This is a genomic window from Janthinobacterium sp. NFX145 (genome assembly GCF_049810325.1).
GTDB classification, from domain to species: Bacteria; Pseudomonadota; Gammaproteobacteria; order Burkholderiales; family Burkholderiaceae_D; genus Janthinobacterium; species Janthinobacterium rivuli.
In genome coordinates this window covers 2,816,210-2,841,433 of the sequence record NZ_CP187360.1, presented here as the reverse complement: position 1 = coordinate 2,841,433, position 25,224 = coordinate 2,816,210, and the positions used below count along the sequence as shown (strand labels likewise).

At 65.1% G+C, this 25,224-nt stretch carries 20 protein-coding genes; 4 read left to right on the top strand and 16 right to left on the bottom strand.

Annotated features, from left to right (window positions below; genetic code table 11):
• Window positions 1–75: 75 nt before the first annotated feature.
• From ACPJXG_RS12680 to ACPJXG_RS12640, 9 genes are all read right to left on the bottom strand, one after another.
• Window positions 76–1,743, bottom strand: a complete 1,668-nt coding sequence (locus ACPJXG_RS12680; protein WP_425254467.1) for an FAD-dependent oxidoreductase — start codon at window positions 1,741–1,743, stop codon at window positions 76–78.
• 16 nt (window positions 1,744–1,759) lie between these two features.
• Window positions 1,760–3,097 carry an MFS transporter gene (locus ACPJXG_RS12675; RefSeq protein WP_425254466.1) on the bottom strand — a complete coding sequence of 446 codons (1,338 nt, stop codon included), beginning with the start codon at window positions 3,095–3,097 and terminating at the stop codon, window positions 1,760–1,762.
• Window positions 3,098–3,272: 175 nt separating this feature from the next.
• Window positions 3,273–4,091, bottom strand: coding sequence for a helix-turn-helix domain-containing protein (locus ACPJXG_RS12670; RefSeq protein ID WP_425254465.1), 819 nt, complete (start codon window positions 4,089–4,091; stop codon window positions 3,273–3,275).
• 10 nt (window positions 4,092–4,101) lie between these two features.
• Window positions 4,102–4,623, bottom strand: coding sequence for a peptide-methionine (S)-S-oxide reductase MsrA (gene msrA / locus ACPJXG_RS12665; RefSeq protein ID WP_035819305.1), 522 nt, complete (start codon window positions 4,621–4,623; stop codon window positions 4,102–4,104).
• A 56-nt stretch (window positions 4,624–4,679) separates the two neighbouring features.
• Window positions 4,680–6,023, bottom strand: coding sequence for an MBL fold metallo-hydrolase (locus tag ACPJXG_RS12660; RefSeq protein WP_425254464.1), 1,344 nt, complete (start codon window positions 6,021–6,023; stop codon window positions 4,680–4,682).
• Window positions 6,024–6,137: 114 nt separating this feature from the next.
• On the bottom strand, window positions 6,138–7,112 hold the full coding sequence (gene hemB / locus ACPJXG_RS12655) for a porphobilinogen synthase (protein WP_070218449.1): 975 nt from the start codon (window positions 7,110–7,112) through the stop codon (window positions 6,138–6,140).
• Window positions 7,113–7,224: 112 nt separating this feature from the next.
• Window positions 7,225–8,127 carry a VirK/YbjX family protein gene (locus ACPJXG_RS12650; protein WP_425254463.1) on the bottom strand — a complete coding sequence of 301 codons (903 nt, stop codon included), beginning with the start codon at window positions 8,125–8,127 and terminating at the stop codon, window positions 7,225–7,227.
• A 174-nt stretch (window positions 8,128–8,301) separates the two neighbouring features.
• Complete coding sequence (locus ACPJXG_RS12645; RefSeq protein ID WP_425254462.1) at window positions 8,302–9,654, bottom strand: sensor histidine kinase; 1,353 nt, start codon at window positions 9,652–9,654, stop codon at window positions 8,302–8,304.
• Window positions 9,647–10,333: a winged helix-turn-helix domain-containing protein gene (locus ACPJXG_RS12640; protein ID WP_035819315.1), complete on the bottom strand. Its 687-nt coding sequence runs from the start codon at window positions 10,331–10,333 to the stop codon at window positions 9,647–9,649. The genes ACPJXG_RS12645 and ACPJXG_RS12640 overlap by 8 nt, the downstream gene beginning before the upstream one ends.
• A gap of 256 nt (window positions 10,334–10,589) precedes the next feature.
• On the opposite strand from ACPJXG_RS12640, the gene ACPJXG_RS12635 reads away from it, so the two are divergent.
• The 4 genes from ACPJXG_RS12635 (at window position 10,590) to ACPJXG_RS12620 (ending at window position 14,717) form a co-directional block, all read left to right on the top strand.
• Window positions 10,590–11,372 carry a DUF481 domain-containing protein gene (locus tag ACPJXG_RS12635; RefSeq protein WP_176389881.1) on the top strand — a complete coding sequence of 261 codons (783 nt, stop codon included), beginning with the start codon at window positions 10,590–10,592 and terminating at the stop codon, window positions 11,370–11,372.
• A 13-nt stretch (window positions 11,373–11,385) separates the two neighbouring features.
• A complete protein-coding gene (locus ACPJXG_RS12630) occupies window positions 11,386–13,266 on the top strand; it encodes an esterase/lipase family protein (protein ID WP_425254461.1) in 1,881 nt (626 codons plus the stop codon).
• Window positions 13,267–13,390: 124 nt separating this feature from the next.
• Window positions 13,391–14,035 carry a hypothetical protein gene (locus ACPJXG_RS12625; RefSeq protein WP_425254460.1) on the top strand — a complete coding sequence of 215 codons (645 nt, stop codon included), beginning with the start codon at window positions 13,391–13,393 and terminating at the stop codon, window positions 14,033–14,035.
• A 40-nt stretch (window positions 14,036–14,075) separates the two neighbouring features.
• A complete protein-coding gene (locus tag ACPJXG_RS12620; protein ID WP_425254459.1) occupies window positions 14,076–14,717 on the top strand; it encodes an RES family NAD+ phosphorylase in 642 nt (213 codons plus the stop codon).
• A gap of 11 nt (window positions 14,718–14,728) precedes the next feature.
• Here ACPJXG_RS12620 and ACPJXG_RS12615 read toward each other — a convergent pair whose 3' ends face one another.
• The 7 genes from ACPJXG_RS12615 to ACPJXG_RS12585 all read right to left on the bottom strand — a co-directional run bounded on the left by ACPJXG_RS12615 (window position 14,729) and on the right by ACPJXG_RS12585 (window position 25,152).
• Window positions 14,729–15,724 carry an HD domain-containing phosphohydrolase gene (locus tag ACPJXG_RS12615; RefSeq protein WP_425254458.1) on the bottom strand — a complete coding sequence of 332 codons (996 nt, stop codon included), beginning with the start codon at window positions 15,722–15,724 and terminating at the stop codon, window positions 14,729–14,731.
• A gap of 13 nt (window positions 15,725–15,737) precedes the next feature.
• Window positions 15,738–19,445, bottom strand: a complete 3,708-nt coding sequence (locus tag ACPJXG_RS12610; protein ID WP_425254457.1) for a PAS domain S-box protein — start codon at window positions 19,443–19,445, stop codon at window positions 15,738–15,740.
• Between the two features lie 358 nt (window positions 19,446–19,803).
• A complete protein-coding gene (locus ACPJXG_RS12605) occupies window positions 19,804–20,460 on the bottom strand; it encodes a hypothetical protein (protein ID WP_425254456.1) in 657 nt (218 codons plus the stop codon).
• Window positions 20,457–20,825 carry a hypothetical protein gene (locus tag ACPJXG_RS12600; RefSeq protein ID WP_402718425.1) on the bottom strand — a complete coding sequence of 123 codons (369 nt, stop codon included), beginning with the start codon at window positions 20,823–20,825 and terminating at the stop codon, window positions 20,457–20,459. The genes ACPJXG_RS12605 and ACPJXG_RS12600 overlap by 4 nt, the downstream gene beginning before the upstream one ends.
• Window positions 20,826–20,899: 74 nt before the next feature.
• Complete coding sequence (locus ACPJXG_RS12595; protein WP_425254455.1) at window positions 20,900–23,359, bottom strand: TonB-dependent siderophore receptor; 2,460 nt, start codon at window positions 23,357–23,359, stop codon at window positions 20,900–20,902.
• A gap of 324 nt (window positions 23,360–23,683) precedes the next feature.
• Window positions 23,684–24,649, bottom strand: coding sequence for a FecR domain-containing protein (locus ACPJXG_RS12590; RefSeq protein WP_278316051.1), 966 nt, complete (start codon window positions 24,647–24,649; stop codon window positions 23,684–23,686).
• Window positions 24,646–25,152: a sigma-70 family RNA polymerase sigma factor gene (locus ACPJXG_RS12585; protein WP_278316052.1), complete on the bottom strand. Its 507-nt coding sequence runs from the start codon at window positions 25,150–25,152 to the stop codon at window positions 24,646–24,648. The genes ACPJXG_RS12590 and ACPJXG_RS12585 overlap by 4 nt, the downstream gene beginning before the upstream one ends.
• Window positions 25,153–25,224: the final 72 nt, after the last annotated feature.

Sequence of the window (25,224 nt, the reverse complement as noted above, 5' to 3'; positions counted from 1 at the left end):
TTTTCAACCCGAAAGGCGGAACTGCTGGGGTCAGACCCTGAGGGTCTGACCCCAGAATTTGCCGGTGGGTTTGACTCAATTCAACAGCCATTTCAGCGCTTCAAGCACCTGCTCCACCCTCACCTCACGCCAGCGCCCCAGCACATGCCCATCCGGGCGCACCAGGTAATAGCTGCCAGGCTGCGCGTCAAACAGCGAGAATACCTGCGCCGTGTGGTCCCAGGCGCACCCTTGCGCCCCGCCGCGGGCGATCGCCACGGTACTCAACGGCAATGCATCGTCCAGCGCCAGCAGTTCGGCTGGCACGGCGCCATCGTCGCTGAAATACAGCCCCGTGAAATCGCCATCGGCGCGTTTCAGCAAATCGGTAATATACCCCGCTTTTTGTCCGCCGTTGTGCGGCAACGCCAGCGGACATTCGGGCAAGACCGTGCCCGGCGCGGGGCCGGCGGCAAACGCCTCGCTATCCTGCGCATTCAGGGCAGACTGCGCATACGCGATGGCGCTCGTCTGGCGCGGGTTGATCAAGGAGCGCACGTGCGCGTGCTTGCCCGCCAGGCCCAGCACGGCCGTGCGCATGAGATCGAAAGCGAAGGTGGGCGGCGCCATGAATTCCGTGCTTTTGGTGCCGTGGCGCAGGTTTTCATGGGCGGCGAACACGCGCTCGTCCGAATAGCTGTCCAGCAAACTGTCCGGCGCCAGTCCCTTGACGACATACGCCAGCTTCCAGGCCAGGTTGTCCGCGTCGTCGATGCCGGAGTTCGCCCCGCGCACGCCGAAGATGGGCACCAAATGGGCCGCATCGCCCGCGAACAGCACGGGGCCATGCCGGTATTTTTCCAGGGTCAGCGCGTTGGCTTTATAAATGGTGATCCATACGGGATGCCACGGCGCTGTTTCGCCCATCATGGCCAGCAGGCTGTCCACGCGGGGCGCCACGTTTTCCAGCAGCACGGCCGCCTGCGCATCCTCGTCGTCGCGCAATTGATAGTCGATGCGCCAGATATCGTCGGGCTGCTTGTGCACCAGCACGGTGGAGCCGGGATTCGACGGCGGGTCGAAATACGCAAGGCGCTCCGTCGGGCGCTCACTCTTCAGATGGATGTCGACGATCACGTAGCGCCCTTCATAGCTGGTGCCCTGCAATTTCAGGCCCAGCGCTTCGCGCACGACGCTGCGCCCGCCATCGGCCGCCACCAGCCAGTCCGTGTCAATCTGGTAGGTTTCGTCTGGCGTGGCCACCGTGACCGTGGCGCCATCGGCGCGCTGCTGCACGCCCGTGACTTTCGATTGCCAGCGGATATCGATCAGCTCCGGCTGGCGTTCGGCCGCGTCGAGCAGGAATTGCTCGATATGGTATTGCGCCAGGTTGACCATGGGCGGCAGCTTCTGGTTCGCGTCTTGCGGCATCGTGAAGTGCAGCACTTCCTCGTCGCGGTAAAAGCTGCGTCCCCCCGCCCATGGCAAGCCCTTGCTGATAAAGCCGTCGAGTGCGCCCAGGCGTTCGATGATTTCCAGGCTGCGCCGCGAAATGCAGATGGCGCGGCTGCCCGTGCAGACACCATCGTCCGCTTCGATCAGCACCGAGCGCACGCCGTGGCGCGCCAGGCCCAGGGCCGTGGCCAGACCCACGGGGCCGCCGCCGACGATCAGGACAGGAACGTGTTGCGTCGATGCACCGGCCGGTTTGCCAGGCGGATAGACTTTCGGCACATGGGGATAAGGGTGGAAGATGTCGCTCATGATGGGTCCTCTTCAATCAAGATTGTTCTTTGCCGCCGCGCGCGATGGGCAGGGTCAGCACGATGGCCGCGCCTGCCACCAGCAGCACGCTGGCGTACAGCAAGCCCGTGGCAAAGCTGTGCGTGATGTCCTTCAGCCAGCCCACGACGACGGGGTTCAGGGCCGAGCCGATATTGCCCGTGGCGTTGATGACGGCGATGCCGATGGCGCGCGCGCCCAGGCTCAGCGCTCGGTCCGGCGTGGTCCAGAAGACGGACATGGCGGTATAGGCGCCCGTCGAAGCCATGCACACGCCCAGCAGTTGCATGATGGGGCTGGCCGAGTACGCCGTGAACAGCCAGCCGGCGGCCGACAGCAGCATGGGCCAGACGATGTGCCAGCGGCGTTCCTGCAGGCGGTCCGAGCGGCGGCCCCAGGCAATCATGCCGATGACGGTGCACACTTGCGGAATGGCGGCCAGCAAGCCAATTTGCGTGTTGCTGGCGTTGCTATTAAAACTTTTCACGATCAAGGGCGTCCACACGGCCACCATCGCCAGGGTGTTGACCAGGCAGAAATAGGCGACGCCGAATTTCAGCACGGTGGGCGAGCACATTTCCGCCAGCACCGAGGTCTTCTGCTGCTGCGCGAGGTGTACGACGGCAGGCTTGTGCTCGGCCGCCAGCATGCGCGCCAGCACCTGCTGTTCCAGCTTGCTCAGCCAGTTCGCCTTGTTGGGCGCATCGTCCAGGTAGCCGTACACGGCCAGGCCCAGGAATACGGATGGCATGCCTTCCAGCAAAAACAGCCATTGCCAGCCCTTCAAGCCCCAGTGGCCATCGAGTCCCAGGATCAGGCCCGACAGGGCCGAGCCGATGGCGGCCGTCACGGGCATGGCGATCATGAACAGGGCATTGGCCCGCGCCCGGTAGGCGCTGGGAAACCAGTACGTCAGGTACAGCAGCATGCCGGGCAGGAAGCCAGCCTCCGTCACGCCGACGAGAAAGCGCAGCGCATACAGGCTGGCCGGGCCGCTGGCGAACAGGGTCGCCGTCGAGGCCAGGCCCCAGGCGATCATCATGCTGCCTATCCATTTACGCGCGCCGATACGCGCCAGCACGATATTGCTGGGGATGCTGCAGGCGATGTAGGCGATGTAAAACAGGGTGGTGGCAAAACCGAACTGGGTGCCGCTCAAGCCCAGGTCCTGCATCATGGTCAGACCGGCAAAGCCGATATTGATGCGGTCAAGAAAGGAAAACACGAACAGCAGAAACAGAAATCCCAGCAGATGGCGCGATACCTTGCGCATCACCTGCTGTTCCATTTGGTCGGTGGCCGCGTCGAGGACGGGCGCAGTGGTGGCGATGGTCATGCTTGTCTCCATAAGGTGTCGCCCTCCCCTTGTTGATTTTATTGGGTGAGAGCGGCCGGGTGATCCCGGCTTGAAACACAGTATGCAGACGACGATGCCGGCGGCTGTCCCCATTTTGGGGACGTTTCGCGGCCAAAACAGTCAAGAAGGCGGAGCCATTGCTACGCCGAAGGGACTAGACGGGTGCTGGCGCCACGCACAGGGCGAACAACTGGCGCTGGCTGGAAATACCCAGGCGTTTATACGCGCGTTTCTGGTAAGTCGTCACGCTGGACGGCTGCACGCCCATGATCTCGGCGATTTCCACGGCCGTCAGGCCTTCGAGCACGCAGCGCAGCACGTCCAGTTCGCGCTTGCTCAAGGCGGGACAATGCTGGCGCAGCCGTGCCAGCATCATGGGCGCGACGCCTTGCGTATTCTGGCCGTTCAGGCTGTAGTGATGCTTGACGGCATGGGCAAACAGCGGTGACAGGGTTTCGATGCCCGCCACTTCGCCGGGCTGGAACTGGCCCTGGCTGCTGTCGCGGTAGAAATTGACGGACAGCCAGATATCGCCGGCCGGCTGCAGCAGCAGCGATAGCCGGTCCGAGACATTCGGTTTTTGATAGCAGGCGGCGCGGTAGCCGGGATGGTCGATCTCGTCGCTGGCCTGCTGGTGCAGCACGATGGCGGGATCGGTTTTTCGCCCCGGCGCCGGCGCGATCACGCGCTGGTTGCCATCGAGCGCGTAATAGTGGCGCGCGTAGCTGTCGGCAATATCTTGCAGGAAACGTCCGCCGCGCCGGTCGGCCACGGCGACCGTGCGGGGGCGGTTGCCGAATTCATAGGCAAAGATCGTGCACTGGGCAATCGGCGCGACCGTGCTGACCGTTTTCAGGATGGCCCCAGCGACGGCATTCACGTCCGCATGGCCGATGGCGGCCATCAGCTCCAGGGTACGCCCGAAGTCCAGCTGCCCTTCCGCCTGCCGCCGCTCGACGCGCCAGTAACGCATATCTGTTTCCTTACTGCCCGCGCTGCGGCAAGACCCAGTCCGGCCGGATGTAATGGCAGGTATAGCCATGCGGCAAGCGCTGCAGATAATCCTGGTGCTCGGGTTCCGCTTCCCAGAACGGACCTGCAGGCGCCACTTCCGTCACCACCTTGCCGGGCCACAGGCCGGAAGCGTCGACGTCGCGGATGGTGTCTTCGGCCACCCGTTTTTGCTCGTCGCTCGTGTAATAGATGGCCGAACGGTAGCTCGTGCCGCGGTCGTTGCCCTGGCGGTCTTCTGTGCTGGGGTCGTGGATCTGGAAGAAAAATTCCAGGATCTTGCGGTAGCTGATGGTGTTCGGGTCGAAAATGATCTCGATCGCTTCCGCATGCGTGCCATGGTTGCGGTAGGTGGCGTTGGCCACGTCGCCGCCGCTATAGCCCACACGCGTGGCGATCACACCCGGATAACGGCGCAGCAAGTCTTGCACGCCCCAGAAGCAGCCGCCGGCCAGGATCGCGGTTTCATTGCCTTGTGCATTGTCTTGTGCCATGGTGTCTTTCCCGTTCTAGTCAGAAGCAGCTATCTTACCCTGTCGCGCGACTTTCTTCAGCGGGCCAGCAAGCGTTTGAGCTGCGCCGCCTGGTAGGCGCCGATGGCATCGTTGAACAGGCAGCGGATCAGTGGGTCGTCGACGATGTCGGCCTCGTCCAGTTCGTCCCGCGTGGCGGCGTCGAAAGGACCATCGTTGATGCGCATGTACATTGAGGTCAGCGATTCACCGAGCACCAGCGCCGCATGGCATTTCACCAGCGGCACCTCGGTGGTCCATCCCGGCGCCTCGCCCGTGTCCGGCACGAGGTCGATCAAGTCGCCGTGCGTGCGGTAATGCAGGATCGTGGCCGCGCCGTCATGGCCGTACAGCGACAGCCGCCACACACGCGGAGCCTGGAAATAGCTGTCTTCGGGCAGCTCCATGTCGCGGTAGCGTTCCAGCAAACCGTGGCGGCAGAAATCGAGCACCAAGGCCGCATCGGCGTCGCTCAATGGCGCGAAACGGCGCGCGATGTCCGCCGTGACGGGCGGCGGCGCGTCGGGGCGGTAGTCGAAATCCACGTCTTGCGGGCCCACGGGGATGACCCAGGGCAAGGGTTCGGCACTGCTCACACCGTGCGCATCGAGCAGCACGGCCGTCGATGGGTCGAGGCGGAAGATGTGCGCCTCGGGCAGCGCAGCGCCGATCTCCTGCGCGAACTGGCGGTAGGTAATCGGGAACATCGCATGGTTGTACCAGGACCAGTCTTCCTGCACGAACTGGCAGGAGCTGGGCACGAGGTACCGGGGCGCCAGCGCGCGCAGCTGGGGAATCCAGTCGTCGGGAAGGTCGACCGGGCCAGGCTGCGCCTGCGACGGCGCGATGACGGCGATCTCGCGCATGGTCTGGAATGGCCACAGCACCATGTCCCATGGCGCAAACGCTGCCAGCTGTTCGAGCGTCTCCGGCCCGATCCAGGAATCGACCACGTTGAGCACGTTCAAGCCGGCGGCGCGCACCTGGAACAGCGAGTCGACATCGTCATCGAGCGCGCGGCGCGGGATCACTTCGATGCTGCCAACCTGCACGGGCACGTCGACGTACAGCCGCTCGACGCGGCTAAAACCCAGCGCGCGCAGCATGGCGAACAGTTCGTCGAAGACGCAGTATAGATAGATGGGCGTGGCGCGGTCCAGCACATCGAGGCTGTCGAGCGAGCAGTGGTCGTCGTGGAAGTGCGAGATGAAGACGGCATCCCAGCGCAGCCGGCGCACGGCGTCGAGGTCGAAGCGCACGGGCGGAAACGCGTGGCAATTGCGACTGAACGGGTTTTCGACGATGGGGTCGAAGGCGATGGCCGTGCCTTCGCATTCGAAGACATAGCCGGCGTGCAGGATGCGGGAGATTTTCAGGGGCATGGATAAGCTAAATAAACCCAACGGCGTAAATACCGGGGTCGGACCCTGAGGGTCCGACCCCAGACTTTGCCTTTGGGGTAAAAAAGGATGCTAGCTGTGCGCCAGAGACAAGGCTCAATACGGATTATTCAGCACATCCATCGCAAAATACGTAAAGATCATGTCCGCGCCCGCGCGCTTGATGGCGCCCAGGGTTTCCTGCACCACGCGGCGCTCGTCGATGGCGCCCGCCTGCGCGGCGAACTTGATCATCGCATATTCTCCGCTGACCTGGTAAGCGCCGATCGGCAAACGCGTCACTTCGCGCAGGTCGCGGATGATGTCCAGATACGCGCCGGCCGGTTTGACCATCAGCGCGTCGGCGCCTTCGGCTTCGTCGATCAAGGACTCGCGCACGGCTTCGCGGCGGTTCATCGGGTCCATCTGGTAGGTCTTGCGGTCGCCCTTCAGGGTGCTGCCGGCCGCGTCGCGGAACGGGCCATACAGGCCGGAAGCGAACTTGGTCGAATACGCCATCACGGGCGTGTCGTGGAAGCCGGCCGCATCTAACGCGCTGCGGATGGCTGCCACCTGGCCATCCATGGCGGCTGATGGCGCGATGATGTCGGCGCCCGCCTGGGCCGCGATGACGGCCTGCTTGCCCAGGTTGAGCACCGTGCTGTCATTGTCGACCGTATCGCCATGCAGGATGCCGCAATGGCCGTGGTCCGTGTATTCGCAGAAGCAGGTGTCGGACATGACCACCATTTCCGGCACGGCGTCCTTGATGATGCGCGACATGCGGGCCACCAGGCCGTCCGGATTCAGCGTGTCCGTGCCGTGGCTGTCCTTGTGGTGCGAAATGCCGAAGGTCATGACGGAGCGCAGGCCGGCGCGCGCGTAGCGCTCGATTTCCTGCGCCAGCTTCGCTTCGGGAATGCGGCGCACGCCGGGCATGGACTTGATGTCGATGAAATCGCTGCTGCCTTCGTCGACGAAGATCGGCAGGACCAGGTCGCGCGGATTGATCTCGGTTTCGCGGAACAGCTCGCGCAGTTGCGGGGTCGCGCGCAGGCGGCGCATGCGCGAAGTGGGGAATTGTGCTGGCATGGTAACTGGCTTCAGGTTAAGGACGCCCGCAAGTATAACGCCGATCAAGGCGCTTGCGCCGGGCTGCGCGGCAAAAAAAGCCGCGCAGGTCAAGAAACCCGGCCCCGCGCCGTCATTGCGCGTGCAGCAGGGCCACCACTTGCCAGCGCATGTCGGCCGCCAGCTGCAGCAGCATGGCGCCGCGCCGGCGCGCGTCCGCCCGCTTTTTCGACGGCAGCAGCTCCAGCTCCGGCATCCGGCAAGGGCCGCATGGCAGGCGGTAATTGCCGCCACTGGTGGGCTGTGCATGCAGTTCGCGCCACGCCAGGTCGTAGTCGCACGAGATGTGCCGGCGCCGGCGCCAGTTCAGCGCGATGCGGTTGGCGTTGCTGACCAAGTCAAGGTGGATGCAGCCAAAAAAATCACCGAGGTCGCGCAAGGCGGCCACCATCAGGTTTTTCGGCCGGCAGCCGTGCAGCGCCCGCGTGGCGTCCTTGACTGCCTGCGCGCCGGCGGGCGAGCGCAATCCCTGCAAGGCGCCCAGCTGGATGACGGCGCCGCCGGCCTGGGGCCGGAACAGGAAACTGGCCAGGTACAGCGGCACGCCGTCGCGCGTCAGGCGCAGGCACAACTCCCCTTCGCGGTGGCTGTCGTGGATGGCCGTCAGCTGCAAACGGTAGGTGGCGCCATCCTTGCCCTCGATGGCGGCCAGCACCAGCGCGCGGCGCGCCGCGTATTCCACCAGCGGCCGCGCGCCCGCCTGCCACAGGAAACGGTAATGCCCGCACAGCAGGTCCACCCGTGCCGCGCAGCCGAACTGGCGGCTGGCGTAGGGACGATAAATCTTGTACAGCAGGCTGGGATGGGCTTGCGCCAGCGCCGCCAGGCCCGGCATCCGGGCGACGAAGGCTTGCCAGCGCGCGCGCTGCACGGGAAAGACGATGGCGCCCAGCGCGGCCTTGATACGGTGGCCATGCTGGCGCAGTGGCGCCTGCTGTGGCGCGGCGTTGTCGCCGGTGGCGGTAAAAGTATGCATGAAAACGGCTCTGCGACGTATCGGGACAGGCAAGCCGCAGCAGGCCGCGGGCAGCCCGGAACAGGCGGCTGCGCGCACGCAGCCGCTCCACGCCGGGTAGAGCGGATGATAGGGGGAGGCGAAAATGAAGGGGGTTACAAGTTGGTAATGTGCCGATACGCCACGCCGGCCATGCTAGCGCAGCAGCCGCAAACGCAGGCGCAAGCCAGGCGCCGCATCCTCGATCTCCAGACTGCCGCCATGCAGGGCCGCGATGGCCGCCACGATGGACAAGCCCAGCCCATTGCCGGGCAAGTGGCGGCTCTTGTCGAGCCGGTAAAAGCGTTGCGTCAGCTTCGGCAGTTCTTCCTTTGGTACGCCGGGGCCGTTGTCGCGCACGGCCAGCCAGCCGCCCTGCTCATCGCTGCCGGCCGACACTTCCACCGTGGCGCCTGGCCCCGCATACTTGATGGCGTTGTCGACCAGGCTGGCCAGCGCGCTGCCCAGCAGGTTGCGGTCGCCGCGCGCGGGCACGCCGTCGCCATACATCTGCACCAGCAGCACGCCCTGCTCGTCGGCCGTGGCCTCGTACATTTCCACGATGTCGGCGCCGATCTGCTGCAGGTCGATGTCGTCGAAATGTTCGGGGCGCATGCCCGATTCGGCCGCCGCGATCTGCAGCAGCTTGTCGAACACGCGCGTGAGGTCGTCGATATCGTCGATGGCCGCCTGCGCCGTCTGCGCATAGCCGGCCACGTCCTGCCGCTGGCGCAAGGCGCCATCGAGCTTGTTGCGGATGCGGCCCAGCGGCGTGCGCAAGTCGTGCGCGATGGCGTTCGACACGTGGCGCACGCCTTCCATCAGGTGTTCGATGCGGTCGAGCATGCGGTTGATGTCGCGGCTCAGCAAGCCGAATTCGTCTTCGCTGGCGACGGGAATGCGCCGGCTCAGGTCACCGGCCTCGATTTCCCCCGCCGTACGGCGGATCTGCCCGATACGCGCCTCGAGCTGGCGCCGGAACAGCCACGCGCCCGCCACCACCAGCAAGATGGCCACCCCGCCGCCATAGGCCAGCGAGCGCAGCACCAGCGTGCGGATCGACTTGCCCTCTTCCATGTCGCGCCCGACGAACAGGCGCGCGCCACCTTCGAGGTCACGGATCAGCATGCGCGCGGGCACCCTGCGCCCTTCGCGCGTGACGTCGCGGTGCAGCAAGCGGCCCACGGGGCTGCCCACGTCGGGCCAGGACGACAGATTGCCCGCCACGCGGCGGCCATCGGCGCCCACCAGCAAAAAGATCTCCGTGTCGCTGTCGGTGCGGTCGGTCAGCAAATGGGCGATTTCCGCCGCCGTGCGGCTGCTGTCGCCCTGCTGGTACAGCGCGGCGAGGCGCTCCGAGAGCAAAGTCAGCTTGCGATCCACACTGCGATCGAGCACGCCGATGGTGCCGAAATAGAACACGGCGCAGACGATGCTGATCGACACGACCACCAGCACGCCATAGCCAAGCGCCAGGCGGGCCGCGATCGAGCGGTGCCAGTTACGCACCGTCGATCACGCCCAGGGTGTAGCCGACGCCGCGCACCGTGTGGATCAGCGGCGGCGAGAATTCCTTGTCCACCTTGGTGCGCAAGCGGCTCACCTGCACGTCGATAACGTTGGTCTGCGGGTCGAAATGGTAGTCCCACACGGCTTCGAGCAGCATGGCGCGCGTGACGGACTGGCCCTGGTGGCGCATCAGGTATTCCAGCAGGCGAAATTCGCGCGGCTGCAGGGCGATCTGCCGGTTGGCGCGCGTCACGCGCATGGTGCGCATGTCGAGTACCAGGTCGGCCACCTGCAGCTGCGTCGCTTCGGGCACGGGCGCGGCGCGCCGCAGCAGCGCCTCGATGCGCGCCAGCAGTTCGGCGATGGCGAACGGTTTTGACAGGTAATCGTCGCCGCCGCTGCGCAGGCCGCGCACGCGCTCGTCGACGCTGGACAACGCCGACAGCACCAGCACGGGCGTGTTGCGGCCCATGCCGCGCAGGCGCGCGACGATGGCCAGGCCGTCGATCTCGCCGGGCAGCAGGCGGTCGAGCACCAGCGCATCCCAGTCTTCGCCGCAGGCCAGGCGCATGCCGTCGATGCCATTGTCGCAGGCGGTGACGTCGTGGCCCGCCTCGCGCAGGCCGGCACAGATATAGCGGGAAGTTTCAGCTTCGTCTTCGATGACCAGGCAGCGCACGGGAGTTCCTTGTAAAGATCAGGCAGCAAATAGGCGCAGCATACGCCAGGCGCGCGCCACTTGCCAGCCCCGCCGCGTGCGGCGCGCGATGGCAGGGTCGGGTACAATACAGCCTCGACAATGTTTGGCCGCGCCCGCGCGCGCATGCTGATGTGCGCATGTTTTCGGCGCCTTCCGGCTTGCCGCGGCCTGCAAACCACCACTGCCATTAACGAAGATCAGGCGCGCCTGGCGCACGCCACAAACCAATACTGCCATGAAATCGACCCACTCTCTCGCACTGGCGCTGGCCATGGCCATCAGCTGCGGCAGCGCCGCCGCAGACACCAAAGACACCAAGCAAAGCATGCTGTTCGATGAAATCCCCATCGGCAGCTGGAGCACTTCCGCCGAACTGGGCGCCATCACCACCTCGGGCAATACGGTCGGCACTTCCGTCACGGGCAAGATCGACGCGCGCCAGGAACTCGATGACTGGAGCAACCAGTACATCTTCAGCGGTTACTTCAAGGAAGACGAAACGACCAACGACGATGGCGAGAAAGTGCGCGAACGCTCGGCCGAACGCTTTTCCGCGTCCGCCAAGGCCGCCTACAAGCTGATGGCCGATCATGAAAAGCTGTTCGTGCTGGCCTCGCACGTCAACGACAAGTTCGGCGCCTACACCAAGTACTCGACCCTGGCCGTCGGTCATGGCTCGCGCTGGTACCAGTCGAGCGACAAGAGCGTCGACGTGGAAGTCGGTCCGGGCTATTTCAGCGGCACCAACGACGCGGGCGAATCGGAACACGGCCTGACGGTGCGCGGCGCGGCCGCCATGAAGTGGAAGATCAGCCAGTCGGCCATGTTCACCCAGACGGTCAGCGTGGAACGGGGCACCTCGAACACCCACTCGATCGCCGAAACAGCCCTCAGCACGAAAATCAACGGCACCATGCAGATGAAAGCCGCCTTCAGCGCCCGCAACGACACGCGCGTACCGGACGACAAGAAGAACACGGATACGCAAACGTCGCTGACGCTGGTCTACTCGTTCTAAGGCGCGCGCCCACATGCTGATGCCGATGCGGCGCCTGCGCGTATGCGCCCTGCTGTGCGCGGCGGCGCTGCTGAGCGGCTGCGCCGCCGTCACCGTCAGCGCGATCTCGCCGGCCGACTACCTGCAGCAGCGGCGTGGCGACATTCTCACGACGGGCAAACTGAGCGCCTCGGCCAGCGAGGTGCTGCGCATCATCGGCAGCGACATCGCCGCCTGCGAAGCCAATACGGGCAGCTGCCGCGCCGACCTGGCCCGCTCCGAGCTGCTCAGCGACGAGCAGCGCCTGGCCACCCTGTCCGAACTGTGGCTGGAAAGCGCGCTGGCGGAAGAAAAACAGGGCGGCCACCCGAGTGCCGAAACGCTGGCCGCCTGGCTCGAATCGGCCCGCTACGCGTATGCCTATTTGTTCTACACGACGCGCACGCCGGGCCAGCGCGCGTTCGAGGAACGCCAGACGCAAATCCGCGACTACTATAACTATGCCGTGCAAAAGGCCGTCGGCAACCTGTTTCGCCACCGTGGCGAATACCGGCCCGACGGCCATGTGATCCGCGTCGCCGGCTGGCAGATCGACAGCGAACTGTCGGCCCTGCGCCTGCCCGATGACGGCACCCTGCCCGACGAACTGCTGCCGGCCACTTCGCTGTCGTTTTCCGGCCTGCGCAATGTGTACCGGCGCGACGGCTTCGGCGCCGACCTGGTGGCCGTCATGCCCAAGCCCAAGCCATCGAAAGACGGCTATGTACCGTATCAGGAAACCCGCTTCCCCGTCGTCACGGCGCTGATCCGTTTCGACGGCAACAGCCTGCAGGAAGTCCTGGCCACGCAGCAGCTGCTGGTGATGCTGGTCGACCCGACGCGCAGCGAATCGACGCGCATGGCGGGCCAGGAACTGCCCGTGGCCGCCAATTTCACGGCCGGCTATGGCCTGTGGCTGGCCCGCTCCGGCTTTGGCGTGCAGGCGCTGCGCACCCTGTTCGGCCGCGCCGACGGCATTTCGCGCCCGCAGGTACACCTGATGCAGCCCTACGATCCGAACAAGCGCACCATCGTCATGCTGCACGGCCTGGCCAGCAGCCCGGAAGCGTGGATCAACGTGGCGAATGAACTGATGGGCGACGAACAGCTGCGCCGCCGCTACCAGATCTGGCAAGTGTACTACCCGAGCAATGCGCCGCTGGCGGCCAACAACGCCGCCATCCGCAAGGCGCTGAACGCGACCCTGGCGCAGTTCGACCCTTCGGCCAAGGCCGACGCGGCCAACGACATGGTCTTGATCGGCCACAGCATGGGCGGCGTGCTGGCGCGCCTGATGGTCTCCGATGCCAGCAACACCCTGCTCGACGCCATCACGGAAGAATACAATTTGAAGGGCAAGAAGGCGGAAAAAGTGCGCGCCGGCCTGGCGCCCTACCTGAATTTCACGGCCATGCCGCAAGTGAACCGCGCCATCTTCATCGCCGCGCCGCACCGCGGCACCTCGTTCGCCAACCACAAGGTGGCGCGCTGGATCGCCAACCTGATCACACTGCCCATCAACATGCTCGACCAGTTGTCCGACGCGGCCGGCAGCCTGGCGCAGCTCGACACGGGCAGCAGCGAACCGCTGCGCATCCCCAACAGCATCGATAACCTCAGCGACAAGGACCCGTTCGTGCGCCTGGTGGCCGACCTGCCCATCAGTCCGAACGTGCGCTACTACTCGATCATGGGTAACGACACGCCGGACCTGCCGCTGGCGGAATCGAGCGACGGCGTGGTGCCCTACGCCAGCGCCCACCTCGACGGCGCCCTGTCGGAAAAAGTCATCCCGTCGTGGCACAGCGTGCAGGAAAGTCCGCAGGCGATTCTGGAGATACGGCGGATCTTGCGCATGCCTGACACCTTGCCCTGATGCACTTGGCATTCTTTCCGCATGCCTTATCGCTGGATACGAAAGTTACATCACATGATAAAGTTGCGAAACATGAGAATCTTGTATATGATGTTCTTTACCACGCTACTGCAAAGGAATCATCATGACAGCGCATCTGCATCACGATACTCTGGCGCCCGAGCTTCAGGCATTAACGGATAGCGACCTGCGGCTGGTGGAACAATTCTCGCGCCTCGTGACCGCACAGCTCGACATACTGGCGCAAGGGCCCGAGCGCCCGCGCCTGATCGACCTGGCCACGCGCGCGCTCCATGAGGCGCGCGCCTCGCTGGGCGCCCCGCCGCCGCTCACGCCGCTCCAGCTTCCCGTGTCAAAACTCAAGGTGTCCGATGTCATTGGACAAGGATGGGTGGAACTGTCGCAAGCGTCGCTGTATCGCGCGGTGGAAAACAATCGGTTTTATTGCGTGACGCCCAAGGGGCGCAGTATCGGCAAGGAGTTTCCTGCATGGCAATTTGTCCAGCCCGTACCGGAACTGATCGCGCCGGTACTGGCCATCCTTGCCGGCCAGCCCAGCAGTGAAATCCATGCCTTCTGGGTCAGTGGTGCAGACGAACTCAACGAACTGTCGCCAGCAGAGATGCTCGCAGGCAAATCGTTCGAGACGCGGGCCGAGATCCATCCAGGCCAGCAGGCGCTGCTGAATCTGCCGGCAAACGAGAGATTGCGCAAGGTGCTTGCGGTGGCGAAGTGGCAGCATAGGAGGATGGCTGACATCGTGGGTTAACATGCAACACGGACATACAACGTCCCCCGTCCCACCGGACATGGCTGCGCGCCTGCCGGCATTGACATCGCTGCGCGTTGAATTATTAAGCAATCTTGCCACCCATCAAGCAGGCCAACCCTTGGTACGCGCAGCGTGGAACGTGGCATCCATCTGGCCCGCGAAGGTCGAACGCACCTACCGCTTCGGGCCGCCCGCCGAGCTGGCTGACTCAAACGGCTTCCCCTATCACTGGGTCTATATCGCGGAAGATACCTGCACGGCAGCCTGGGAAGCCCAGCTTTGCCGCAACGACGTCACGCGCCCGGGCACCTTTTATATCGCGCATGGCGCGCAACAAGCGCTGATCGCGACCTTGTCATTCAGCACCCCGCTGCAATTGCTCGATCTGACAGGACTTGCCGCCAGCCGGCTCGGTATTTTTGACCAATTGCGCAGCCCCGATCACGGCTGGTGCCAATGGCTGGGCTGGCAGCTGGATCAGATCATCGCACAGGAAGCCGGCGCGATTCACGGTTTCATGTATCCATCGCGCCGCCAGCCCGGCAAACTTGCGTATGCCATTTCATCGCGCCACATGGCAACCTTGGGCCAGACCATGGCGTGCTCACAGCTGGCATTCGGCGGCAGCGCTGCGTATGCACAGTTGCTGGCCGATCACCTGCGCGTGGACCCGCCCTGATCTGAGATTCCCTATACCGGCTCGCGCCACTTGTCCTTGATCTCCAGCATGGCTGGCAGCTGTTCCACGAACAGCGCCAGCAGCTCCGGGTCGAAGTGCGTGCCGCTGTCGCGCTGCATGGTGGCGATGGCTTCGTCGATGGTCCAGGCGCGCTTGTACGGGCGTTCGCTGGTGAGGGCGTCGAAGACGTCGGCGATGGCGACGATGCGGCCCTCATGCGGGATTTCCTCGCCTTTCAAGCCTTGCGGATAGCCGCTGCCATCCCATTTCTCGTGGTGCGTCAGGGCGATGGTGCGCGCCATTTTCAGCAGGCCGCTTGCGTGCTCGCCGATAATGGCCGCGCCGATTTCCGCGTGGCGGCGCATGACTTGCCACTCGTCCGCATCGAGCTTGCCCGGCTTTTGCAGGATGGCGTCGGGGATGCCGATCTTGCCCACGTCGTGCATGGGCGCCGCATTCAATAAATCTTCCGCCCTGGCCGCGCTGTAGCCGGCCGCCAGCGCCAGCTGGCGCGCGTAATAGCTCATGCGGATGACGTGCATGCCCGTCTCGTTGTCCTTGTATTCGGCCGCCTGGCCCAGGGTCTGGATCACCTGCAGGCGCGAACGGCGCAATTCCTCGGCGTCGACCAGCGACAGATGCGTGCGCACGCGGGCGCGCACGATGGGCGGGCTGACGGGTTTCGTGATGTAGTCGACTGCGCCGGCATCAAAGCCGTCCGCCTCGTCCTTCACGTCGCACAGGGCCGTCACAAAAATGACGGGGATGGACGCGGTGGCCGGCATGGCCTTCAGATGCCGGCACACTTCATAGCCCGTCATGGCGGGCATCATGATGTCGAGCAGGATCAGTTCGACGGGATTGTTCTGCGCCAGCTCCAGCGCCTTCTCGCCATCCTTGGCATACAGCAGGCGGTAATCGTCCTGCAAAATCTGGCGCAGCACCTGCAGATTCGTCGCTTCATCGTCGACCAGCAGCAGGATCGGTTTGTCTTCGTGTAATGTCATCGTTAGCCCAATATCAGGAAAGGTCGGCAGGCGCTGGCGTTTCCAGCCACGCCAGCAGCTGGCGCAGCACGCCCGCGGCGCGCGCAAATTCAAAGTCGTCGATGGCGCTGGCCAGCGCCTGCAGGCGCGGCTGCTGGCCGTGCGGCGCCAGCATGGCGGCGATCTGCGCCATCAGGGCGTCGTCCAGTTGCCCGCCTTCCAGGCTGGCGATGGCTTGCCGCAGCAAGGCGCCCGCGGCGGAGGCATCGAGGGGCGCGCCGGCGGCCGGCGCCTGCATGGCCACAGCCGGCAGCCCCGCCTCTTCCAGCTCGCCGGCCAGCGCCATGAAGGCGGCCGCCAGCTGCACCAGCAATTGCGTCACCGGCAGCTGGCGCGCGATGGCTTGCTCGATGCGTCCCAGCAGGCTTTCGACCTGCACCAGGCACAGGTTGCCCGCCGCGCCCTTGATACGGTGCAGCAGATGGCCTGCCACGCTGACGCCGCCGCGCTCCAGTTCCGCCGCCAGCATGGCGGCGCAATCGCCATTGGCCTGCACGAAGCGGCCAATCGCGCGCTGCAAGGCTTCGCGTCCGCCCCACAGGGCGATGCCGCGCTGCCAGTCGACCTGGCCGGCGGCCGCGCGTGCCGCCGCGCCAGCGGCTGGCGTCGGCATGGCCACGGCGATATCGAGCAGGCGGGCGATTTCCGCCGTCAGCTTGTGCATTTCCAGCGGCTTTGAAGCAAAGCCGTTCATGCCGGCCGTCTGCGCGGCGCGCCGGTCCTGTTCCAGCACGCTGGCCGTCAGGGCGATGATGGGCGTCGCCTTGAGGCCCTGTTCGCGCTCGAACACGCGGATCAAACGCGTCGCTTCCAGGCCATCCATGCGCGGCATCTGCACGTCCATCAGGACGATGTCGAAACTGCCCTTGCTGAACTCGCGCACGGCGCTCTCGCCATCGCTGGCGGCGATCACCTGGTGGCCCGCCGCGCCCAGGCTGATCAAGAGCAGCTCCACGTTCTGCGGCACGTCGTCGGCCGCCAGGATGCGCAGCGGCGGCAAGGCCACCACCGGTTGCTCGCTGCGGCGCGCCACGGCCTTGCCCGACGCCAGCGGCAGCAGCACGTGGAACACGCTGCCCACGCCCAGGGTGCTCTCCACCGTGATGCTGCCTTTCATCAGCTCGACCAGTTGCAGCGAAATCGTCGTGCCCAGGCCCGTGCCGCCAAAGCGCCGGCTCATCGAGGAATCGGCTTGCGTAAACGGGGCAAAGATTTTATCCAGGCGGTCGGCCGGGATGCCGATGCCCGTGTCGTGCACGGCGATATGCACCTGCTCGCCCTGCATGCCGACGGCCACGCGCACATGGCCCACTTCCGTGAACTTGACGGCGTTGCCGATCAAGTTCGTCAGCACCTGCTGCACCCGGCGCGCGTCGCCGAGGAAGAACTGGCCCATGCCGGGATCGACGTCGACATGCAGCACCAGGTCGCGCGCATGCGCCGTGACGCGCAGCGACGCGGCCACGTGGTCGACCAGGTCGGGCAGCGAAAAGTCCACCAGTTCCAGTTCGGTCGCGCCCTTTTCCAGCTTGGCCATATCGAGGATGTCGTTCAGCAGTTCCAGCAGCGAGCGGGCCGACTGGCGCACCGTGCCCAGGTGGCGGCGCTGCAGGCTGTCCAGGGCTGTGCCCAGCAGCACTTCCGTGAAGCCGATGATGGCGTTCATCGGCGTGCGGATTTCATGGCTCATGTTGGCCAGGAAGCTGGTCTTCGATTCGGCGGCCAGTTCGGCGCGGTCTTTTGCCGCACGCAGGTTTTCCTGCATGGCGCGCCGTTCGCTCACGTCCGTGGCCAGCTTGACCACCTTGAACGGCTTGCCGTCCGTGTTGAAGATCGGGTTGTACGAGGCCTGTATCCACACTTCGCCGCCATCCTTGCCGATGCGCTTGTACTCGCCCGTGTTGAATTCACCCTGCGCCAGGTGCTGCCAGAACGCGATGTAATCGGGCGAGGTCACATAGCCCGGTTCGCAGAAGATGCTGTGGTGCAGGCCCAGCACGTCGTCGAGCCGGTAGCCGACCAGGTCGAGGAAGTTCTCGTTGGCCGCCAGGATGCGCCCCTGCAGGTCAAACTCGGCGACGGCCGTCGCGCGCGAGATGGCAGTCACCTTGCCTTCGTATTCGGCGTTGCGCAATTCGCTTTCCGTGATATCGAGGATGACGCCGTCGATCCAGCGCACCACGCCGTCGTTATCGAGCACGGGGCCGCTGCTTTCGCGCACCCAGCGCTCGCGCCCGTCGCGGTGCATCATGCGGTAGACGTTCTCGAAATCGCGCTTTTCGCCGGCCGCCTGCACGCAGGTGTCGTTGACGCGCTGGCGGTCGTCCGGGTGCACGAGCTCGAACAGGCGCACGCGTCCCTCGATGAAGTCCTGCGGCATCCAGCCCGTCAGATTGAAAACGGCGTCGCTGATGAAGATCATCTTCCATTCGGGCGCGAAGCTGCAGTGGAAGGACACGCCGGGGATATTGCGGATCAGGGTGCGGTACTGGCGCTCGCTGTCCTTGAGCGCCTGCTCCATGCTGCGCGACGAGCGCATGTCCGTGACGAACGCCACGAACAGGGGCTGGCCCGGCGTGTCGATCTTGCCGATCGCCACGCGCATGGGCAGCACCGTGCCATCCTTGTGGCAGCCATCGAGTTCGCGTCCGCTGTCGAGGATGCGCGAGGCGCCCGTTTCCAGGTAGTCGCGCAGATAGCCCTGGTACTCGGCCGCGTCGGCCGGCTGCAGCAGCACGCTGGCGTCGCGCCCCACGATGTCCGCTTCGCGCCAGCCGAACAAGCTTTCCGCGGCGGGGTTGAAGGAACGCACCTTGCCCTGGCCATCGATGGTGATCAAGCCGTCGGCCGCCGTATCGACGATGGCGCGCAGGCGCGATTCGCTGGCGCTGGCGTGGCGCAGCAACTGGCGGTAGCGCAGCAAGCCATTCGCGGCGGCCACGAAAACGGTCAGGGTGACGGTGATCAGGGCCACGGCCAGCGCCACGAACGACGCTTGCACCGTGATCGTGTTCTCGCCTGCCGTGGGCGTGCCGGAAAAACGCGCCGCCAGCATGCCCGTGTAATGCATGCCGGAAATGGCCAACCCCATGACGACGCTGCTGACCAGCAAGGACGCCAGGGGACTGAGGCGCAAACGCATGGCGCTCAGGCCGAAGCGTATCCACAGCGCCAGCATGGCCATGACGACCGCCACCACCAGCGACAGGGCGAACAGCCACGGCTGGTAATGCAGGGTCAGCGAAGTCTGCATGGCGGCCATGCCGCTGTAATGCATGGAACCGATGCCCACGCCGACGAGCACGCCGCCCACCACCAGCTGGCGCCAGTTGATGCTCGGACGCGCCAGCATGTGCAGCGCCACCCACGAGGCGGCCACGCCGGGCAGCATCGACAGCAAGGTCAGGCTGGGGTCGAAGGACACGCGCGTGCAGATGTCGAAAGCCAGCATGCCGATGAAGTGCATCGACCAGATGCCGCCGCCCAGCGCGATGGCGCCCGTGATGATGGCCGTCTGGCGCTGGAAGCCGCGCTCGCTGCTGCGCGCCATGCCGGCGATCTGCAAGGCCATGAACGAGGCAAAGATGGCGATGCCGATGGAAAACAGCACCAGCCACGCATTGTGCGTGCCATAGATGTACTGCATGGTATCGGTCGATACGGCAAAGATGGAACTCAGCATACTGTCGTGAACTCAATAGAGTGAAACGTGATGTCGCAAAACATGACGGCGCACCGCGCGCGCCGGCGCCACGCTTTTTACTAAAGCGGCAACACAGCGGAAAAGACAACGGTAGCAGTCGACCAGGGCAAGGCTCGGTCATCACGCCCGCGCCTGCCGCGCGGGGGAAAGGTGCTTTTTACAGAGGGAAAAAGCGGAATGCGTACGAACTCTGGCGCGGATGGCTGGCCGCCAGCGTGACGATGATTTTTAAAGAGCCATGAGTATAGTTGCTTTGCGAACATATTCATAGGACTTCAGCAATACTATGGTAAGAAAGGCAATATTCTGAGGTCGCCATGCGACAGCGCTCGTCTGTTCAGGCTGGCGGCCACTGCGCGCGTATGGCGGCAGATGCCTGATAAGTCGGACCGGCCCGCACGGCCACAGGGATACCGGCCAGCGTACAGCGGTCGCTCAGCTCGTCCGTGATCTGCCGCAAGGACCAGCGCTGCGGCACGGGCAGATCCATGCCCACCACGCGGATCAGCGGACAGTCGCCGAGGATCGTGTGCAGCAGCAGCTCCACGCGCGCCATCGGCGGCCCGCCGCGGTAGACATTCACCGCGCCCGCGTAGGTCACCACCTCGAGCGCGCGGATCTGCCGCGGCGCCAGTTGCAGCACCTTGTCATGGCCAGGCAGGCGCCGCGCCACCCGGCGCAGCAACAGGCCGGCGTCGTTGATTTCGACATGAAAAGACAGAGCGGGGCCAGTCAGCACGAACAGAGCGACGATCCATGCGGCCAGCGCCGGCAGGAGCAGCAGCACTGCCTCGCCCGCGTACGCCGCATCGCGCCAGACGGCTTGTCCGACAAAGGCGAGGATCAGGGCGCAGCCGCCCAGCAGCACGCTGCGCCACAGCACGGGACGCAGATTGGCCATCATCGCCGCTTGCGCGCTGGCATCGTCGGCGGCCGCAAAGCGTATCCATTCAGCGCGCGCCGGCTTGAATCGCCTGGCGGGAATGCCGCTCAAGTATGCTGCGCCAGCATGCCGCGGAACCACGCCAGTTGCTCGCGCGTCAGGTAATTGGCGCCATCGCCATGCAGGATGACGATTTCGATCTCGGCCGGAATCGAGGCGACCAATTGCGCGCCCGTGACGGGAATCTTCGGAAAGGCGATGCCGGCCAGGAAGGCCAGATCTTCCGCCACCGTGACGCACTGGCGCTCGGGATTGGGGGACGGCACGAGGAACAGGTCGATCTGCTCGCTTTGTCCGCCGATGACGACGTGCAATTGCGCGGCCAGCAGTTCAGGCAGGATCAGCTCGATGTTATTCTCGGCGCGCGATTGCTGGAAGGCGTTTTTCAGGGGTGTGAGGACAGGAGTAGCGGTCATGGCAAAGGGGAAAGATAAAGACGGCGGCAGTGTAGCAGAGGCGCCCGCACGGGCGCGCTCCGCTGGCGCAGCCGCTACATCTTGTAGTTCAGCGAGACAAGCACGCTGCGCGGCGCGCCGTAGCGTTCCAGCCCGCCCGACCAGGAATAGCCGAGCGCCTGATAGTAGCGGCGGTCGAGCACGTTATCGATATTCACGCGCAGCTGTAGCTGCTCATTGATGCGATAGCCGGCCGTCAGCCCGACGATGGCGTAGCCGCCCTGCCGCGTCAGGTAAGCCGTATCGCGTCGGTAGATCTTGTCCTGCGCGTACACGGAGGCACCCACATTCCATGGCGCCAGGCTGCCGCTCAGCTGCACGTTCGTGTACAGCTTGAACAATTGCTTCGGTTCATCGGTGGCGATGCGCTGGCCGATGTTGGCGGCCACGCTGTCCTTCGTGTACTTGGCCAGCACATAGGTGTAGCCTCCCGAAATCTGCCAGCCCGGCAATGGCGAGCCCGACAATTGCAAGTCGACGCCTTCGCTTTGCACTTGCCCGGCCGCGCGGGCGCAATAGATGGGGCCGCCCGTGGGGCAATTGACTTCATCGGTCATGGCGCGGTTGTTTTGCCGGATGCGGAACAAGGCGCCGCTGGCGTTGAGCCTGCCGCCAAAATATTCTCCCTTGACGCCCACTTCCAGATTGGTGCCGCTCAACGGCGGCAAGGTATTGCCTTTGACATCGAGCACGCTTTGCGGCTCGAATATCTGCGTGCCGCTCGCATACATGGAGTGGTGCTGGTCCAGATCGTAGACGAGGCCAGCGTACGGCGTAAATTTCGCGTTCTCCGTCAGGCTGCGGCGCCACGTCGGATTGGTGGCATACCAGCCCGTGACATCCTGCGCATACCAGCCGAAGCGCCCGCCCAGCACCAGGCGCAGCGGATCGGCCAGGCTGAAGTTGCCGGCCGCGTACAGGCCCTTCTCGTCCGTCTTGCGGCCCCAGTTGTACGGCTCAAATGGCGCGCCGTTCATGCGGTAGGCGCGCGGATTCCAGTGGCGGATATCGATCACGCGCGTTTGCGCGCCTTCCCAGCTCTGGGCCGCGTCCGAATCGTCATGGCGGTAGCTGGCGCCGACGATCACGTCATGCTGGCGGCCGAACCAGGTGACGGGGCCGCTCAAGCGCCAGTCCGCCACCACTTGTTGCGTGCCGTACTTCCAGCCCGTTTCCGACTGTTCCAGCAGATACGTTTCGCCAGCGACGCGGCTGTTGGTGGTATTGCGCGTGTCCGACGAGGCGTCGATATGCGTGATGGCAAAGCGGCTGCGCCAGCCCTTCTCCAGCGTTGTTTCCAGGTCGGCGAAGAGGACGTTGTTGTCGCGTTTCTGGAAGGAATCAGCATTGTTCAGGAAAGTCGAGCGGGGCAAGTCCATGTGACGGCCGTCAAGCAAAGTCGGCAAGCCGACGAACACGCCGTCGGTGCGGCTGTGCTGGCGCGAAAAACCGATGCCGGCCGTGGTCGATGGTGTCAGGTCCGCCTCGACGATCGCATACACGGTGCTGTTCTTGTTGTTGACCACGTCCACAAAACTATCGCTGTCGCGCAGGCTGGCCGCCACGCGCCCGCGCACGCTGCCCGAGTCGTTCAGCGCATTGCTGGCGTCCACCGTCAATTGCCGGTCCTTCCAGCTGCCCAGGTGAATGGAGGCATCCAGCAAGGGCGTGGCCGTGGGACGCTTGCGCACCATGTTGATGCTGCCAGACGGCGCGCCCGCCCCTTCCATCAGGCCGGTGGCGCCGCGCACCACTTCCACGCGGTCGTACATCAGCATGTCGGCCGAGACGTTGCGCTCATTGAAATCCGTGACGTCGAGCGGCAAGCCATCGACATTCACGTGGCTCAAGGCGAAGCCGCGCGCGAAATACCTGGTTTCCTGGTCGGACACGCCCTGCGTTTTGCCATAGATGCCGGGCGTGGCGCGCGCCACGTCCTGCAGGGTGGTCAGATCGAAATCTTCCATTTGCTGGCGCGAAATGACGCTCACCGTTTGCGGCGTGTGGCGCTGCGACAAGTTCAAGCCTGTGGCCGTCGACATATTCCTCGACGTGTATAGCCCCGTGCCTTCCGTGGCGCGGTCGGCCTCGGCGCTGACGACCACGGCCGGCATGCTGGCCAGGCCGCCATCGGCCGTGCTGGCATTGATCTTGCGCAGCAGGTAATTGCCATTGCCACCGTCCGTCACTTCGAGGCCGCTGCCTTGCAGCAGTTTTTGCAGGCCGGCCGTGACACCATGGCGCCCCTGCAAGCCCGGCGTCGCCAGGCCGTCGAGCGCCACGCCCTGGGTGGACAGATTGATCCCGGCGGCGATGGCAAACGCGGGCAACGCGTCGCGCAGGCTGCCGGCGGGGATATGATAGTCGCGTGCGGTGACGGCCGGGGCGGACTCGGCGGCCAGCGCCATTTGCGGCAAGCCGGCGCCGGCGGCGCCCACGGCGAGGAACAGGACCAGCGCGGCGCGCACGGCGCCGGTGGTGGGATGGAGCGTCATGCGTGCCGTTGTCAAATTGCGCTGCTGCAAAGCCATGTAAAGCCCTTTCGATGGTTCGGATTGTTCGTTCTCTATCTTGTATGACGAAGCAATCCGCAAAAAGGGACAAGGAAAATGTAAATAGTGGCGCATATTTGCTAGACGGAACACCGTAGGTCGGCTTAGCGGGGCGCAGCCACGCGTAAGCCGACAAAGCCAGCCGGTGTTGCCTGTCGGCTTACGCCCTGCGGGCTAAGCCGACCTACACAAGCACGCCAAACCGCCCATATCCGCACAAACCGTAGGTCGGCTTAGCGGGGCGCAGCCGCGCGTAAGCCGACCAGCTCAAGCCGCCTCGACACTGATCCAGTAGCGCGTGCGGCGCGCCAGCCGGATTGGCAGAGAGCGCTGCAGTAACAGCAGGATGTTGTCCGGATCGTTCAGCTGGAAAATGCCGTCCACGGGCATGGCGGCCAGCGCGGGATCGCAGCGCAGCACGCCATAGCGGTAGCGCGCCACCTGCTCCAGCACCTCGCCCAGCGGCATGCGCTCGGCGATCAGTACGCCCCGCAGCCAGGCATCCGCATGCGGTGACAACGGCGTCAGGGCCGAAACGGCCACGTCGTCGAAACTGCCCTGCCGGCCTGCATCGACCCTGTGCAATGCCTCGGGCGCCTGCGATGGCGCGATCTCGACGGCCCCCTCGCTGACGCTGACCTCGGTGCGCGGCGCCAGCACGCTACCACGCTGGCGCACGCTGAAATGCGTGCCCAGCGCGCGCACGGCGCCATTGCTGCTGCGCACGAGAAACGGACGCGCCGGCACGGCCCCGTCCTGCGCCGTGGCGACATGGATTTCACCGGCATGCAGCATCACCAGCCGCTCCTCCGCTCCGTAGTGCACGTCGATGGCCGTGTCCGTATTGAGCACCAGCTGCGTGCCGTCGGGTAATGTCATGTGGCGGATTTCGCCCCTGGCCGTGCGGATGTCGGCGCGCCACGCTTGCCAGGGCGCCGACTGGCTGGCCAGCCACAGGGCCGGCCCGGCCGCGATCAGCCCCGCCAGGCCATAGAGCACGGCGCGCCGCTGCGGCGACGGCACCGCCGCGTCCGCCGCCTGGCGCAGGGCGGGCGGCACGCTGGCCAGGGTGCTGCACACCAGTTCGGCCCGCTGCCAGGCCGCTTCATGCGCGGGATCGCTGGCGCGCCAGGCATGGAACGCTTGCTGCTCGTCGTGAGTCAAGGCGCCCCCGTGCAGGCGCACCAGCCATTGCGCCGCCGCGCGTGCGGCGCGGGGATCGATGGCGCTCACAGGATCAGCAGGATGCAGCGCTCGAACGCCTGCACCATGTAGCGCTTGATGCTGCGCTCGCTCACGGCCAGGCGCCGGGCGATTTCCCCGTAGCCGAGGCCGTCAACGTGGGCCAACAGGAAGGCGCTGCGTACCGGCGGCGGCAAGCCGTCGAGCATGGCATCGATGCGCTGCAGGGCTTCGCGCACGAGCAGCCGTTCTTCCGGCGACTGCATCAGCAATTCAGGCTGCTGCGCCAGCGTTTCCAGCCAGGCCTGCTCCAGCGACAGGCGCCGGTAATGATCGATCAGCAGGCGCTGCGCCACGGTCGTCAGATAGGCGCGCGGTTCGCGCAAGGCTTGCCGGTTCTCCGGCGGCGCCGTCAGCAGGCGCACGAAGGTATCGTGTGCCAGGTCGGCCGCATGGTCGGCGCACTGCAGCTTGGCGCGCAGCCAGCGCATCAGCCAGCCATGGTGGTGGCTGTAAATGCCGGCTATCGACTCGCTGGACTGCGCAATGTTCACTGGGACTCCGATGCGCGCAAGGCAAGGCGCGGCCAATTGATAATAATTCTCATTATCACAAATCATGGCCTC